At 64.8% G+C, this 13,910-nt stretch carries 17 protein-coding genes and 1 pseudogene; 7 read left to right on the top strand and 11 right to left on the bottom strand.

Translation table 11 applies throughout. The features are described from left to right. Positions 1–124 precede the first annotated feature (124 nt). The 4 genes and pseudogenes from CSQ99_RS24615 to sthA all read right to left on the bottom strand — a co-directional run. Positions 125–235 (bottom strand): annotated as a pseudogene (locus CSQ99_RS24615) (PhzF family phenazine biosynthesis protein); the annotation flags it as partial. 37 nt (positions 236–272) lie between these two features. After that, entirely contained in the window at positions 273–1,295 is a 1,023-nt protein-coding gene (locus CSQ99_RS24620; protein ID WP_099041627.1) for an alpha/beta fold hydrolase, read from the bottom strand. 32 nt (positions 1,296–1,327) lie between these two features. Next, positions 1,328–2,296: a proteasome assembly chaperone family protein gene (locus tag CSQ99_RS24625; RefSeq protein ID WP_099041666.1), complete on the bottom strand. Its 969-nt coding sequence runs from the start codon at positions 2,294–2,296 to the stop codon at positions 1,328–1,330. Positions 2,297–2,422: 126 nt separating this feature from the next. Continuing rightward, positions 2,423–3,829, bottom strand: coding sequence for a Si-specific NAD(P)(+) transhydrogenase (sthA, locus tag CSQ99_RS24630; RefSeq protein ID WP_176561209.1), 1,407 nt, complete (start codon positions 3,827–3,829; stop codon positions 2,423–2,425). 142 nt (positions 3,830–3,971) lie between these two features. On the opposite strand from sthA, the gene CSQ99_RS24635 reads away from it, so the two are divergent. Further along, positions 3,972–4,661, top strand: a complete 690-nt coding sequence (locus CSQ99_RS24635) for a hypothetical protein (protein WP_245909070.1) — start codon at positions 3,972–3,974, stop codon at positions 4,659–4,661. An 89-nt stretch (positions 4,662–4,750) separates the two neighbouring features. Continuing rightward, on the top strand, positions 4,751–5,788 hold the full coding sequence (locus CSQ99_RS24640) for a DUF4192 domain-containing protein (protein WP_099041628.1): 1,038 nt from the start codon (positions 4,751–4,753) through the stop codon (positions 5,786–5,788). Positions 5,789–5,804: 16 nt separating this feature from the next. On the opposite strand, the gene CSQ99_RS24645 is transcribed toward CSQ99_RS24640, so the two are convergent. From CSQ99_RS24645 to CSQ99_RS24655, 3 genes are all read right to left on the bottom strand, one after another. Next, complete coding sequence (locus tag CSQ99_RS24645) at positions 5,805–6,500, bottom strand: iron-dependent transcriptional repressor DtxR (RefSeq protein WP_099041629.1); 696 nt, start codon at positions 6,498–6,500, stop codon at positions 5,805–5,807. A gap of 138 nt (positions 6,501–6,638) precedes the next feature. Continuing rightward, positions 6,639–7,598: a sigma-70 family RNA polymerase sigma factor gene (locus CSQ99_RS24650; RefSeq protein WP_099041630.1), complete on the bottom strand. Its 960-nt coding sequence runs from the start codon at positions 7,596–7,598 to the stop codon at positions 6,639–6,641. Between the two features lie 147 nt (positions 7,599–7,745). After that, positions 7,746–8,147, bottom strand: a complete 402-nt coding sequence (locus CSQ99_RS24655) for a DUF3099 domain-containing protein (RefSeq protein ID WP_099041631.1) — start codon at positions 8,145–8,147, stop codon at positions 7,746–7,748. Between the two features lie 65 nt (positions 8,148–8,212). Here CSQ99_RS24655 and CSQ99_RS24660 point away from each other — a divergent pair, with 65 nt between their 5' ends. Beyond that, positions 8,213–8,449, top strand: a complete 237-nt coding sequence (locus CSQ99_RS24660) for a DUF3039 domain-containing protein (protein WP_006241887.1) — start codon at positions 8,213–8,215, stop codon at positions 8,447–8,449. Here the strand turns inward: CSQ99_RS24660 and CSQ99_RS24665 are convergent. Further along, complete coding sequence (locus CSQ99_RS24665) at positions 8,439–9,512, bottom strand: YihY/virulence factor BrkB family protein (RefSeq protein ID WP_245909071.1); 1,074 nt, start codon at positions 9,510–9,512, stop codon at positions 8,439–8,441. The genes CSQ99_RS24660 and CSQ99_RS24665 overlap by 11 nt on opposite strands. A gap of 64 nt (positions 9,513–9,576) precedes the next feature. Further along, positions 9,577–9,768: a DUF7455 domain-containing protein gene (locus CSQ99_RS24670; RefSeq protein WP_006241885.1), complete on the bottom strand. Its 192-nt coding sequence runs from the start codon at positions 9,766–9,768 to the stop codon at positions 9,577–9,579. Between the two features lie 131 nt (positions 9,769–9,899). Here CSQ99_RS24670 and CSQ99_RS24675 point away from each other — a divergent pair, with 131 nt between their 5' ends. Continuing rightward, positions 9,900–10,259 (top strand): DUF952 domain-containing protein, encoded by a 360-nt coding sequence (locus CSQ99_RS24675; protein ID WP_099041669.1) that lies wholly within the window; start codon positions 9,900–9,902, stop codon positions 10,257–10,259. A 21-nt stretch (positions 10,260–10,280) separates the two neighbouring features. Here the strand turns inward: CSQ99_RS24675 and CSQ99_RS24680 are convergent, their stop codons facing one another. Further along, positions 10,281–10,652 (bottom strand): RidA family protein, encoded by a 372-nt coding sequence (locus tag CSQ99_RS24680; protein ID WP_099041632.1) that lies wholly within the window; start codon positions 10,650–10,652, stop codon positions 10,281–10,283. Positions 10,653–10,733: 81 nt separating this feature from the next. On the opposite strand from CSQ99_RS24680, the gene CSQ99_RS24685 reads away from it, so the two are divergent. Further along, entirely contained in the window at positions 10,734–11,516 is a 783-nt protein-coding gene (locus CSQ99_RS24685) for a hypothetical protein (protein ID WP_099041633.1), read from the top strand. Here the strand turns inward: CSQ99_RS24685 and CSQ99_RS24690 are convergent. Continuing rightward, positions 11,513–12,610, bottom strand: coding sequence for a methyltransferase (locus CSQ99_RS24690; RefSeq protein ID WP_099041634.1), 1,098 nt, complete (start codon positions 12,608–12,610; stop codon positions 11,513–11,515). The genes CSQ99_RS24685 and CSQ99_RS24690 overlap by 4 nt on opposite strands. Positions 12,611–12,730: 120 nt before the next feature. Here CSQ99_RS24690 and CSQ99_RS24695 point away from each other — a divergent pair, with 120 nt between their 5' ends. Then, entirely contained in the window at positions 12,731–13,138 is a 408-nt protein-coding gene (locus tag CSQ99_RS24695; RefSeq protein ID WP_099041635.1) for a TOBE domain-containing protein, read from the top strand. Beyond that, on the top strand, positions 13,135–13,893 hold the full coding sequence (gene modA / locus CSQ99_RS24700; RefSeq protein ID WP_099041636.1) for a molybdate ABC transporter substrate-binding protein: 759 nt from the start codon (positions 13,135–13,137) through the stop codon (positions 13,891–13,893). The genes CSQ99_RS24695 and modA overlap by 4 nt, the downstream gene beginning before the upstream one ends. Positions 13,894–13,910 lie beyond the last annotated feature (17 nt).

The following is a 13,910-nucleotide window of genomic DNA, read 5'->3' on the forward strand; positions in this document are numbered from 1 at the left end:
CTTCCCAACCAGCGCGTCAACGCCGGTCTTGATCAGAGAACCTTGGACTTCAGATCATCCCCGGGAAGGTGCGCCCACTTTCATGCCGCCCCACCGAGGGTCATCCACAGGTTCTGATCATTGCTCGCTGGCGATCGGTGGGCTCAACAGTGCTGTTGTCGACTACGCCCAGCGGATTTCCATAGTTGCCGTCCACGTCGGTGAATACCCGCAGAACTGTTACGTCGATGGCCATGGCACCGATGCTACTTACCGGAGTTGCGCCGCAATCGTCAGGTGGCGCTGCGCTCGTCGTGGCCCATCGCGTCGAGAACGGCATCCCGGGTGTCGGCCGGGCCCGAAATCGTGCCCTTCTCGATGCCGGTCCGCAGCAGTCCGCGGAGATAATCCTGGTCGTAGACGGCGGGTTCGGTGGAACCGATGAATCGTTCCACTGCCTCGACGAATCGGTCGGGATCGTCGTGAAACGGGAAGTGGCCGGAACCGTCGAAGATCTCCAAATGTGAGCCGGGCATCGCCGCGTGCGCCATGCGGGCGTGACTTACCGGAATTACCGAGTCTCCGCTTCCCCAAATCAGTTGCACCGGAACGGATTGTGTCAAGTAACATCGGTCGAGCATCGTGACGACCTGGCCTCGCCAGTCGACGACAGCCCGCAGCGTGCGCGCGAACGCGGACGATGCGGTGGGCTCCGGTAGGTCGGCGAGGATCCGCAGCACATCGGGCAAGTCGCGCCCCAGCGGGGTGGAACCGAACACGGTGCCCGCCACGCGCCCGGCGACCTGCAACGTGGGCAACACGAGAGGCAGTCGGAGGAACGCCAGCGCCTCGCTGCCCATGGGAAGTGAGGCGATCCGCAATGCGATGTTGACGTCTTTTGTGACACCGCCGGCGCCCACGAGGATCAGCCGCTCGACCAGTTGGGGGAACTGATAGGCGAATTGCATCGCGACACCGCCACCCAGTGAGTGGCCGACGACGGTCACTTTATCGACGTCGAGCACGCTGAGCAGGTCTCTCATGCCGTTGGCGTACGCGGCCACCGAGTAGTCGGCGCGGGGCTTATCGGACTTTCCGTGACCCAGCAGATCTGGAGCGATGACGGTGAATCGCTGCGCCAGCTTGGATTGGACCGTGCTCCAAGTGGTGGAGTTGTCGCCGATGCCGTGAATCAGCAGAATCGCAGGTCCAGAGCCCGCTACTCGAAAAGCGCGCCGATATCCATGAATGGTGCGGAACTGCAACTCGGGTGTGAGTTCCCGCACGGGTCGCAGATTGGGCGATCGCGCAGCCATTGCGACAACTTAGCTGCCCTTTCGGTCTGACGCTATTTGGCGTCGTCGTCCTTGCCCCTGTCCTGCTGACGGAGGAACCGTTCGAACTCCGCACCGAGCTCGTCACCGCTGGGCAGGTCCTCATCGTGGGCAAGCAGGGAACGGTTCTCCTGAGCAGTGGTGAAGGCGTCGTACTGATGCTCCAGTGCGGTCACCACCTGCGCCACTTCAGCGCTGCCCTCGACCTGCTCATTGATTTTGGCCTGTACTTCGGCGCCCGCCGCATCCAGCGCCTCCAGCGGAATCTGCAGTGATCCGCACTTGGCGACCTCGGCGAGAAGTACCTCCGCGGCGGCGGGATAGTCAGTCTGGGCCAAATAGTGCGGCACGTGAACGGTGAAGCCGACGACTTCGTACCCGTGCTGAGACATCCGGAATTCCAACAGGTTTGACACGCTGCCGGGCACCTGCAACTCGCCCACCCACGGTTGGTGTTCGGCGATCAGTTCTTTGTTGTTGGCGTGCGCAGTCATCGTGATGGGACGGGTGTGCGGGACGGCCATCGGGATGGCTCCCAAACCGATCACTCGGCGCACGCCCAGCCGTTCGGCCAGCAGTCGCACGGCGGTCAGGAATCGCTCCCAGCGCAGATCCGGTTCCATGCCCGCGAGCAGCAGGAACGGTGTGCCCACGCTGTCGTGCATCGCGTAGAGGCTGAGCTCCGGTTCCTCGTAGTGGGTGAAATGGTCGGTTTTGAAGGTCATCAGCGGACGCCGCGACCGATAATCCAGCAGTTCGTCGATGGCGAAGGAGGCCACCAACTCGGTGTCCAGCGTGTTCTTGAGGTGCTCGGCGGCCAGCCGAATGGCGTGCCCGGCGTCGGAAAAGCCCTCGAGTGCGTGAAGCATCACCGGTCCCCGGCCGTCAGGTGACGTCAGTTGTGGCGCCGGGAACTCCAACTCGTACATGCCGGTCTGATCCGGCTGGTATTGCTGCTGCGGTTGATCTGCTTCGTCGGTCATCTCCACGCCTCCTCTACGGTGCGCAGGCGGTGATCGCCTTCCCATCGTATTAACCAGTGTCGCCCATGTGGCGTTCCCGCAACGCCTGACCCCGGCTCTGACCGGTCGCGGCGTAGCGGCGGAGGGCTAGTGGCGAAACTGATTCAGCGCGCGCAGCTTGTTCATCACGTCCAGCGCAGCGACCTTGTAGGCCTCCGAGAACGTGGGATAGTTGAAAACCGCATCTACGAGGTACTCGATCGTGCCGCCGCAACCCATCACAGCCTGGCCGATGTGGACCATCTCGGTCGCGCTCGTCCCAAAGATGTGCACACCGAGCAGCTTCAAATCGTCCGTCGACACCAGCAGTTTGAGCATGCCGTAGGAGTCGCCGGCGATCTGGCCACGCGCCAGTTCGCGATAACGCGACACTCCGACCTCATAGGGCAGGCACTTCTTGGTCAGCTCGACCTCGGTGGCGCCCACGTAGGACACCTCGGGGATCGAGTAGATGCCGATGGGCTGAAGGTCGGTCATGCCCTTGGCCGGTTCACCGAACGCGTGGTAGGCGGCCAGCCTGCCTTGATCCATCGACGTGGCGGCCAGCGCCGGAAAGCCGATCACGTCGCCGACGGCGTAGATGTGGTCGACCGTGGTTGCGAAATTGCTGTCGACGGTGATGCGCCCGCGGGGGTCGGTTTCGAGGCCGGCGTTGGGCAGGTCGAGGTGTTCGGTCTGACCCTGCCTGCCCGCGGAGTACATCACCGTTTCGGCCGGGATCTGTTTCCCACTGGCCAGCGTCGTCACCGTGCCAGCGGCGCCGACGTCGACGGCGGTCACCTCCTCGCCGAAGCGGAACGTCACCGCGAGGTCGCGCAGATGGAACTTCAGCGCCTCGATGATCTCCGGGTCGCAGAAGTCGAGCATGTCGTTGCGCTTTTCGACCACGGTCACCTTGGTGCCCAATGCGGCGAACATCGAGGCGTATTCGATGCCGATCACCCCGGCGCCCACGACCACCATGGTGGTGGGCAGCGATTTGAGATCCAGGATGCCGTCGGAGTCCAGGACGCGGTCTTCGTCGAACTCGACGCCGGCCGGGCGCGCGGGCTTGGTGCCGGTGGCGATGACGATGTACTCACCGCTGACGGTGGTGCGCTCGCCGCGGGTGGGTTCCTCGACCAGCACGGTGTGCGCGTCGAGGAACCGACCGTGGCCCTGGATGAGGTCGATGCGGTTGCGCATGAGTTGCGACCGCACGACGTCCTGCTCCTTGCCGATCACGTGGGAGGTGCGTGCGAGCAGGTCGGCGGTGGTGATCTTCTCCTTGACGCGGTAACTCGCCCCGTACAACTCGCGTTGGCTCATGCCCGTGAGATAGACCACTGCCTCGCGCAGCGTCTTCGAGGGGATGGTCCCGGTGTTCACACAAACCCCGCCCAGCATTCGGCCGCGTTCGATGACCGCCACCGTCTTGCCGAGTTTTGCGGCCGCGATCGCGGCTTTCTGGCCACCCGGACCCGAACCGATGACGACGAGGTCGTATTCGACCATGGAACCCATGGCCAAAGGTTTACGCCGGTTGCGCGGTTCTTGCACGCCGACGGGCACCAACAACACAGGAAATTAATCACCCGTTCGGCAACTCGAGTCTGCTACGCGCGCCTGACCGGCGGCCCGGCATACCGGTGAGACGATGACGCCGATGGTCGACATGCTGTCGCGGTGCATGCGCGGATGCGCGCTGCTGATGGCAGCGCTGCTTCTGGCCGCATGCAGTCGGGTGATCGTCGGGACGACGCAGGCCGCCGAGGCGGACGAAGAAAACCCGCCGGTCCCGATTGCACAGTTGCTCATCGAACCCGATCGGTTCCCACCCCAATATCGGGCCGCAGTGCTCGATGACGCAGCGGTTGATCGCGCACTGCAGGACATCGACGGTATTCCGACGGGTTATGTAGTCAGTCCTGTCGACTGCACACCGCCGGCGCTGTGGCATACCGAGGCGGTAGCCGTGGAGGGCGTTGACAGTGCGACCGCGAGCAGGCTCATCGTCGTCGTGACCCGCCCGGTCCCGCCGCTGGTCACGCGGCTGGATCAACTGCGCAGATGCCCCACTTTCGACGTGGGTCAGGGTGAGGACGCGATCACGGTGAACGTGACAGTGCTGCCTGCTCCGCCGGTCGACGCGGACGACGCCTACGCCGTCGAACAGACGGTGACGTCGCCGGAATCCGAGCGCACCACACTCACCTTCGCCGCCCAGATCGGCGACGCTCGGGTCAGCGCCACCTGGCTGCAGGATCCGGCATCCGACGAGGCGGACACGTCGTCGCTGGACGCGGTGTTCAGGGACGCCGTGGTGAAACTGCGTCGCGACCGCTAGTTATCCCCAACCGCAGATTCATCCCCACGAACGCTTCGCGCGGCGTTGTGGCGCGCGGGTAAGTGGGTCCGGCCCACCACGGTGGGGGCATGACAACGCAATCGCCCGACTTCAGTCTGAACCGCCCCGGCGTTCTGATCGCCGCCCTGCCCGCAGTCCTGGGCTTCGTGCCCGAGAAGTCGCTCGTCTTGGTGACGGTCGATCGCGGAGAGATGGGATGCGTTATGCGCGTTGATCTTTCCGATGAGCTGTCCGACACGGTCGAGCACATCGCAGAAGTGGCCGCCACCGCAGAACCTGACGCAGCAATCGCGGTCGTAGTCGACGAGAGCGGTGCAACCTGCCGGATGTGCAACGACGACTACCGCCAGCTGGCCGCCGCCCTGTCTTCGGCGCTGGCCGAGCGCGGCATCGAATTGTTGGCCGCGCACGTCGTCGACCGGGTCGCCGTCGGGGGACGGTGGCACTGTGCGGACGGCTGCGGCCACGCGGGCACCGTCGAGGACCCGTCCGCGTCGCCGTTGGCCGTGGCGGCTGTCTTGGACGGGCGCAGGCTCTATGCGCGACGCACAGAGCTTCAGGACGTCATTGCCGTCGTCGATCCGGCCCGCAGCGCGGCTATGGCCGAGGCGATCGGCACGTGCGACATCGACCGGCCGGATGCCGCCGTGCGAAGCGACGTCGAGGCGGCGATCGCCGCGGCCGCGCATGTCGCCGACGGGCGGCCGCTGTCCGATGAGACGGCCGCCCGGCTGGCGTGCGCATTGACCGATCCGCTGGTGCGCGACACCCTCTATGCGCTGGCGGTGGGGGAGGACGCAGGAGCGGCTGAGTCGCTGTGGGCTGAACTGGCACGAACGCTTCCAGAGCCTTGGCGCGTGGAAGCGCTTGTGCTGCTGGCATTCTCGGCATACGCGCGCGGCGATGGGCCGCTGGCCGGCGTGTCGTTGGACGCGGCGCTACGGTGCGACGACAGCCATCGCATGGCGGGCATGCTCGACACGGCACTGCAATCGGGGATGCGGCCGGAGCAGATCCGAGACTTGGCGACGACCGGATACCGGTTGGCCAACCGTCTGGGGGTGCAGCTGCCACCCAGACGCGCGTTCGGGCGCCGTGCCGGGTGAAGCCGCGAACGCGGAGTTAGACCTTCTCGACCTTCACGGCGTGCGCCATATGGTGGGGCAATTCGACCTGTTCGTGGCCGGGGATCACGATCATCACGCCGCCGTGGTCGTTGGCTTCGACGGTCACGCGGGCGTTGGGCACCACGCCGGCGTCCTTGAGTCGTCCGATGAGCTCGACGTCACCCTGGACATGTTCGGTCAGTTGGCGCACAACGACTGCGACGGGCATTCCGGCGGGCAACTCGGTGAGCCGAACCAGGTTGATCTGGTCGGCGCCCGACCCGCTGGAGGCCAGACCGAGCTCAGCCAGGCCTGGAATGGGATTGCCGAAAGGGGAGGTGGTGGGGTTGTCGAGAACCCGCACCAGGCGGCGCTCGACGTCCTCGCTCATGACGTGTTCCCAGCGACAGGCCTCGGCGTGTACTTCCTCCCACGGCAGCCCGATCACGTCGACCAGGAGCCGCTCAGCGAGCCGGTGCTTGCGCATCACGGCGATGGCCAGGCCGCGGCCCTTGTCGGTGAGCTGGAGGTGCCGGTCGCCTGCTACGTGCAGCAGGCCGTCGCGTTCCATCCGGGAGACGGTCTGGCTGACGGTGGGGCCGCTCTGGTCCAAGCGTTCAGCGATGCGCGCACGCAGCGGCACTACGCCCTCTTCCTCGAGGTCGTAGATGGTCCGCAGGTACATCTCGGTGGTATCGACCAGATCGTTCATTTCGCAACCCTCCGTCACCGGTGAGTCTACCGGCCGAGCGGCCTGAACTGCGGCGCTACGCTCGCCGACACGTGCTCGCCGACACGTGGACGTAAGAATGCCCGCCGGCGAACCGGCGGGCATTCAGGGAAAACGCTCTTAGCTGGCGTAAGACCGAAGTCGGTCGGCACGCTCGCCATTGCGAAGCTTCGCCATCACCTCACGCTCGATCTGCCGGACGCGCTCGCGGGAGAGGCCGAACAGCTTGCCGATCTGGTCCAGGGTGCGCGGCTGGCCGTCGTCCAGGCCGAAGCGCAACCGGATCACCTGCTGCTCGCGCTCGTCGAGCGTGGCCAGGACGTGGCGAATATCGGTGTGCAGCAATTCGGAGATCACCGCGTTCTCGGCCGACATCGCCTCGGCATCCTCGATGAAGTCGCCAAGCGGTGCTTCCTCATCGCTTCCGACGGGCATGTCCAGGCTCACCGGATCGCGGCTGTGCGAGAGCAGATCGGCGATCTTCTCGGCCGGGATGCCCGACTCTTCAGCCAGTTCCTCGTCGGTCGCGTCGCGGCCCAGGTTCTGGTGCATCTCGCGCTTGATCCGGGCGAGCTTGTTGACCTGCTCGACGAGGTGGACGGGGAGGCGGATGGTGCGGCTCTGGTCGGCCATGCCGCGGGTGATCGCCTGACGGATCCACCAGGTGGCGTACGTCGAGAACTTGAAGCCCTTGGCGTAGTCAAACTTCTCCATCGCGCGGATCAGGCCGAGGTTGCCTTCCTGGATCAGATCCAGCAGCGGCATTCCGCGTCCGGTGTAGCGCTTGGCCAACGACACCACGAGGCGAAGGTTGGCTTCGAGCAGGTGGCCGCGAGCGGCTTCGCCGTCGCGGACAATGGCACCAAGATCACGTTTGCGGTTCTCGCCCAGGCGCTTCCGAGTGGCGAGCAGATGCTGCGCGTAAAGCCCTGCCTCAATGCGCTTTGCGAGCTCAACCTCATCGGCAGCATTGAGCAATGCCGTTTTGCCAATGCCGTTCAGATAAACGCGTACGAGGTCGGCGGCTGGACTCTGGGCGTCCAGGTCGCCCTCGATGCGGCTAAGGGTGGCATTTGCCATGACGGCCTCCTGATCGGGTCGAACTGTCATGAGCTATAACGCTCATCTGCCCCTAGGAGTTCCCACGCATCGGCCGGTTCACACCTTCTGATCTGCGGTTATTCGCAGTCGACCTGAGAATGTGCTGAGAATAGCGAAAGAAAATCCTCAGCCCGCGACATCGCGGGGTGGCTCGCCTTCGTCAGATTGCCGCACCGAGTGTGCGCGATACTCCAGCGCGGGTCGTTCGGCCGTCGGAAACAGGGGAATTCGCCGTGCCGACTCGTAGCGCCGCGGTTCCTCGGCACTTCGCGGCGGACGGTCATTGGCGATCAGCACGGCGATCCACGGCAAGGGAATAGACGCCACCAGGATCGCCAGCGAGATGAGTCCGTTCTCCCAGATGCCGTACGCCACCGCGGCCGCGATGAGCGCGGGTATGCGCCAGAACATCAGCGCCAGGTACTTGCGTACCCGCGCGCGGTGCTGGACTTCGTACGAGGGTGCGGCGCGAGTGATCAGGACGGGCCGGCCATCATCATCGAAACTCAGCTCAGGGCTTTGTTTCATAGCTCCACTGTTCCACACTCGGCGTCTGCTGTACGTGTCGGAATTCTTACGGGCAAAATGGTGACATGCGAACCCAGACCATCGAACGCACCGACACCGACGAACGCGTCGACGACGGGACTGACAGCGACACCCCGAAGTACTTTCACTACGTCAAGAAGGACAAGATCGCCGAGAGCGCGGTGATGGGTACGCACGTCGTGGCGCTGTGCGGCGAGGTGTTCCCTGTCACGAAGGCCGCAAAACCTGGATCGCCGGTCTGCCCCGACTGCAAGAAGATCTACGAGAAGCTCAAGACGTAGCGGCGTCGGTCCCGGCATCGGTCCCGGCCGGCGGAGCCGGCGATTCTGCCGCAGCCGGCGGAGCCGGCGATTGTGCCGCAGCCGGCGGGGCCGCTGCGCGCTCGGCGGTTTCTCCGGGCGCCTTGGTGTCACCGTTGAGCGAGCCGGCTTTCCCCTTCAGCCACGCCCGGACCCGATTGGCATGGGTGGTCGATGCGGGCCACTCCTCCTGGATGGCGGCGTTGAGTTCGGCGCCCAGCATGATCGCGAAGCCGAGGAAGAAGGCGAACAGTAGGAACGCGATCGGTGTCGCCAGCGCGCCGTAGGTGTATCCGGTGCTGGTGATCCAGGTCAGGTAAACCCGCAGGCCCAACGTCGCTGCCAGGAACACAACCGTCGCCAGTATCGAGCCAAGGACGAGCCGATGCGTAGGCAGCGGTTCGGGCAACGACACCCGATAGAGGATGTTCACCCCGACCACCAACGTGACGAACAGCAAGGGGTAGTAGCCGAAGGCCAGTGCGTTGTCCCAGCTTTGGGGCAGCTGTTCGGCGATCTTGCGCGGCCCGAGTGCGACGAACGGCGCTGCCGCAATCGCCGACACCAGCATCACCACGTAAAGGCCCAGCGCGAAGAACCGCTGCCGCACGGGATGGCGCAGCGGTGTCTGGTCGTGCGCCTCGACGATGGAGTCGACGAACGACGAAATGGCCGACGAGCCCGCCCACAGCGAGATGACGAAGCCGATCGACACCACTTCGCCCCTGGCGCCCTTGACGATGTCGCGGACCGTGGGCTCGATGATCTCGTCCACGACGCTGGAGGAGAAGAAGCGTTCCGCGGTGCCGATCAGCTGTTCCTGGATGGCAGGCAGGGTCTCGGGGCCGAACAGCGGCGCGATATACGCCAGACTTCCGAGCATCCCCAGTAACAGCGGAGGCAGTGACAGCGCGCACCAGAACGCCGCTTGCGCCGACTCGGAAAAGATCGAGTCGTCCCAACTCTTCGAGAGGGTGCGCCGGACGATATGCCGAATGTGATGGCGCGACGGCGGTAGTGGTAACGGCTGGGACTGGTCGCTCATGTCCAGCCCAGCATTCCTGACGACGGCCCATCCCGCCTAACGGGGCGGGCCGTCGTGTCGGCGGCTATGCCTCCAACGGGCTCGATTCGAGAACCGCTGCCAGCTCGACCAACTTGGCCTCGTGCTCGTTGGCGTGATGCTGGCAGAACAACAGTTCACCGCCCGACGGCAGCTTTGCCCGTACGCGAGCCGCGGCCCCGCAGCGATCGCAGCGGTCAGCCTTGGTCAATTCCGGGCTAAAGAGCGTTGCGGTCATGGCACCTCCATCGGTTACTCACGTATGTCTACTGTCTCAGACGCTTTCGGTTCTGGCCTTGTTCCCCGTTGGTTTACCGGTGTGTCGTGTCTCACCGTTACGCCGAGTTGCTCACGCGGCAGGCTGACGGTATGCAACCCTTGCCGGCTGTGCTGGTCCATATCTGCGGCGCCGACGAGTGGCAGTCGGCGCAGACGGACGGTGAGCTGCGGCCTGACTCGCTGGTCTCGACCGGTTTCGTGCATCTGTCCACGCCCGAGCAGGTGCACCTGCCGGCGAACCGGCTTTACGCCGGTCGCACTGACCTCGTGCTGCTTTGCGTCGACCCCGCACGGTTGTCCTCCCCAATCCGTTGGGAACCCGGCGTTCCGACCGATCCCGCTGCGATGGTGTTCCCACATCTGTACGGACCACTCCCTGCAGACGCTGTGATTACTGTCACGCAATATCGACCGGGGGCCGACGGACGCTTTGCACCGCTCTCGCAGTAGCGCGCGCGGCGAGCAGTCGGCCTATCGTTCCCCGTCGACGTAAGCGTCGACCTCGATCTCCACCAGGTGTTCGGGCGCGATCAGGGCAGACACTTCGACCATGGTCGCCACGGGCATGACCTCGCCGAACACCTCGGCATGAACCGCGCCGACGTCGCGCCATCGAGAGATATCCGTCACATAGATTCGGGTACGCACGACGTCCGCGATGGACGCACCGGTTTGTCGAAGTGCTATCGCTATGCGCTGCAAAGCGTCCCGCGCCTGCGCGGTTGCGTCGTCACCGGTGCCCGTCGTACCCGCGACCACGACGTACGGGCCCGTTCGCACCGCACGCGAGTACCTGACCGTGGCCTCGTACTCGGAGTCGGACGACACGTTGCGGCGCTTCATCAGTCACAAAGTAGTCGGCCCTGTGGTCGGTGCAACGGGTTTACAGTCGAGCCATTGACTGACAACCTAAACTGACCCACCGTGGGAATTCTCTTGGGCTTCGCGCCGTGGATCGTCTACTGGGTTCTTGTCGGCAACGTCCCGTTTCACGCCGCGGTCCTCGTCGCTCTCGCGATCGCGGTGCTTTCGTTCGTGATCGGACGCGTCAAGGGAACGTCGGGTCGCACACTTGAAATCGGCGCCATCGCAACGTTCTTGATTCTGACCGTGCTGACCTTCACTTTGACGGATCAGTTCATGCAGCAGTGGATGCAGCCGTTGAGCAACGCGGGCATCTGCCTCGTGGCGCTGGGAAGCGTGCTGGTCGGCAGGCCGTTCGTGCGTGAGTTCGCCGAGGTCGGCCAGCCCAAGGAAATCATCGAGACCGACGTCTTCAAGCGCATCACCTTGGTGTTGACGTGGATCTGGGTGGCCGCGTTTGCGGGGATGACGGTGTCGTCGGCCATCCCGCCCATCGTGTACGGCGAGGCGACCATCCTGGACACCAAGACGCCGCTGTCCTTCGTCTGCTACTGGGTGGTCCCGTTCTCGCTGCTGGGCCTCGCCGCGCTGGCGTCGCGCCTGCTTCCCGAGCGGATGGCCCCGCCGGAGGAGGAGATCGTGCGCAACACCACGTTCGTCGCGTTCGCCGAGGCGGAGATCGACCAGCTGATCTACCTCGCCACCGAACATGCCAACCGCGAGGTCGGCGCGGGCAAAGAAGCATTCGACATCAGGATCGGCAGCAAGGGCGTCCCGCTGGTCGGCGACGAGACCCGGGAGTCGTGGCCGTCGACGTACAAGATCCGCGAGAAGAAGCGCTAAGCGGGCGCGGCTTCCACGATCGACATCATCGGCGTCGCGGTATCCACGACGCGGGTGAGCCGGAACCCGCACCGCGCCAACAGATTGGCGAACTCGGCGCGTGTGCGCTCGCGGCCGCCGGGCGACACGAGCATCTCCATGTCGAGTACGGCGCCCCAGTTCGTGGTCGCCCGCTCGGGCAGCACCAGCTCGAGCAGCAGCAGTCGGCCGTTCGGCGCGATCGCGGTACGGATGTTGCGCAGGATCTTCTCCGAGATCTCGTCGTCCCAGTCGTGGATGATCGACTTCAGCACGTAAGCATCGGCGCCGTCGGGCACCGAATCCATGAACGAACCGCCCTCGACGGCGCAACGATTCGCGACTCCTGCAGCCTCGAGAACCGGTCCGGCGCCGCTGACGACCGAGGGAAGATCGAACAGCACGCCGCGGGCCGTTGGGGCCGAGCGCAGAATCGCGCTGATCAGCCGGCCGTGGCCACCGCCGACGTCGGCGATGAGCTTGAAGCCGGAGAAGTCATACGCCGGGATCACCGTTTCGTTCGCCATCGCCGCCATGGTCGTCATCGCGTCGTTGAAAATCGCAGCCTGCTCGGGCGCCTCATCGAGATGATCGAAATATGATTTGCCGTAGAGCTTTTCGGGTGAGGGGCGACCCGTTTGCACCGAGTACAGCAGCTCGCCCCATTCAGCCCAGTGCTCGGGAGATCCGATGAACAAGACCATCGACCGCAGCGAACCCGGAGCGTCGGCGCGCAGGGCCTCGCCCATCGGGGCCAGTTCGAACCGGCCATCCTGGAGCTGGCGGAACACATCCCGGCCGGCGAGCATGCGCATCAAACGGAACACCGAGTCGGGGTGTGCACCCACTTTGGCGGCCACCTGATCAGCTGTCTTGGGGCCGTTCGCAAGCTCGTCGGCGATGCCGAGCTTGGCGGCCACGTAGAGCGCCTGGGACACCCAGGCGCCCTGCGCCGTCTCGAGCAGTGCGACGTAGCCGGGCACCATCGCCCGGTTCATCTTCTGTAGCGCGGTGCGGGCGGATTCGATGATGCGGACGACGCGGGCGGGCGGAACTTTTGCGGGCTTCTCGGGCACGGAGCGGTAGCCTACCGGTCAGTAGTGACACTTCATTCTTTGCCGCAAACACGGATATATGCTGCTCCTGAGACCGCGGAATCGGATGTCTGGCCGAATAGCTGTCGGTACGCTTCCGCTGTGCCGGAAATCCGCATTCGCGAAGCCGCAGAACTCCTCGGAGTCAGCGACGACACCGTGCGCCGTTGGATCGACGACGGTGCCTTACCCGCTCACCTCGACGTGTCGGGCCGCAAGGCGATCGACGGGGCCACGCTGGCCGCATTCGCCGCGGCCAACGCCAGCCGAGCACCCAAGGACCCGTTGACTGTGTCCAGTTCGGCGCGCAACCGCTTCGCCGGGCTGGTGACGAAGGTCGTCACCGACACGGTGATGGCTCAGGTCGAGCTGCAATGCGGCCCGTTCACCGTCGTCTCACTCATGAGCACAGACGCAGTACGCGAACTGCAACTGGAGCCGGGAAGCATCGCGGTGGCCGTCGTCAAGGCCACCACCGTGATCGTGGAAACCCCCAGAGGCCAATCATGAAGCAGTCCAAGCTGTTTGCGTCGGCAGCGGTACTGACATTGGTGGTGTCGGCATGCGGCTCCAGCAACAACGCGGCGGACAGCCAAACCATCGTGGTGTTCGCGGCCGCATCACTGAAGTCGACGTTCACGCAAATCGGTGAGCAGTTCAAGACCGACAACCCCGGAGCCGCGGTGGAGTTCTCCTTCGCGGGCTCCTCCGATCTGGTCACCCAGCTCACGCAGGGCGCCCCGGCCGACGTTTTTGCATCAGCCGACACCACGAACATGGACAAGGCGGCAGACGCGGGACTGCTCGACGGCGATCCGGTGAACTTCGCATCCAACACATTGACGATCGCCGCCGCTCCGGGAAACCCGAAGCAGATCACGTCATTTCAGGATCTGACGAAATCCGGCCTGACTGTGGTGGTGTGCGCACCGCAGGTCCCGTGCGGGTCGGCGACCCAGAAAGTGGAGGAAGCCGCGGGGGTGGGTATCACACCCGTGAGTGAGGAGTCGTCGGTCAGCGATGTGCTCAACAAGGTGACGACGGGCCAGGCCGACGCCGGGCTGGTGTATGTCACCGACGCGGCTGCCGCGGGGGACAAGGTCACCGCGGTGGCGTTCCCCGAGTCCGCGGATGCGTTGAACACCTATCCGATCAGCGCGCTCAAGTCGTCCGAACACCAGCGACTGGCCCGTAAGTTCATCGACGCTGTCACGGATGAAGCTGGTCAGAAGACGCTGAGCGCGGCCGGCTTCGCCAAACCCTGACGGATCAGCCGTGCCGC

It is taken from the genome of Mycobacterium neglectum (assembly GCF_002591975.1).
Lineage (GTDB): Bacteria > Actinomycetota > Actinomycetes > Mycobacteriales > Mycobacteriaceae > Mycobacterium > Mycobacterium neglectum.

Excerpts from the sequence above, each read along its gene's own strand:
- CSQ99_RS24620 (WP_099041627.1), bottom strand. The coding sequence starts at position 1,295 with ATGGCTGCGCGATCGCCCAATCTGCGACCCGTGCGGGAACTCACACCC.
- CSQ99_RS24625 (WP_099041666.1), bottom strand. The coding sequence starts at position 2,296 with ATGACCGACGAAGCAGATCAACCGCAGCAGCAATACCAGCCGGATCAG.
- sthA (WP_176561209.1), bottom strand. The coding sequence starts at position 3,829 with ATGGTCGAATACGACCTCGTCGTCATCGGTTCGGGTCCGGGTGGCCAG.
- CSQ99_RS24635 (WP_245909070.1), top strand. The coding sequence starts at position 3,972 with ATGACGCCGATGGTCGACATGCTGTCGCGGTGCATGCGCGGATGCGCG.
- CSQ99_RS24640 (WP_099041628.1), top strand. The coding sequence starts at position 4,751 with ATGACAACGCAATCGCCCGACTTCAGTCTGAACCGCCCCGGCGTTCTG.
- CSQ99_RS24645 (WP_099041629.1), bottom strand. The coding sequence starts at position 6,500 with ATGAACGATCTGGTCGATACCACCGAGATGTACCTGCGGACCATCTAC.
- CSQ99_RS24650 (WP_099041630.1), bottom strand. The coding sequence starts at position 7,598 with ATGGCAAATGCCACCCTTAGCCGCATCGAGGGCGACCTGGACGCCCAG.
- CSQ99_RS24655 (WP_099041631.1), bottom strand. The coding sequence starts at position 8,147 with ATGAAACAAAGCCCTGAGCTGAGTTTCGATGATGATGGCCGGCCCGTC.
- CSQ99_RS24660 (WP_006241887.1), top strand. The coding sequence starts at position 8,213 with ATGCGAACCCAGACCATCGAACGCACCGACACCGACGAACGCGTCGAC.
- CSQ99_RS24665 (WP_245909071.1), bottom strand. The coding sequence starts at position 9,512 with ATGAGCGACCAGTCCCAGCCGTTACCACTACCGCCGTCGCGCCATCAC.
- CSQ99_RS24670 (WP_006241885.1), bottom strand. The coding sequence starts at position 9,768 with ATGACCGCAACGCTCTTTAGCCCGGAATTGACCAAGGCTGACCGCTGC.
- CSQ99_RS24675 (WP_099041669.1), top strand. The coding sequence starts at position 9,900 with ATGCAACCCTTGCCGGCTGTGCTGGTCCATATCTGCGGCGCCGACGAG.
- CSQ99_RS24680 (WP_099041632.1), bottom strand. The coding sequence starts at position 10,652 with ATGAAGCGCCGCAACGTGTCGTCCGACTCCGAGTACGAGGCCACGGTC.
- modA (WP_099041636.1), top strand. The coding sequence starts at position 13,135 with ATGAAGCAGTCCAAGCTGTTTGCGTCGGCAGCGGTACTGACATTGGTG.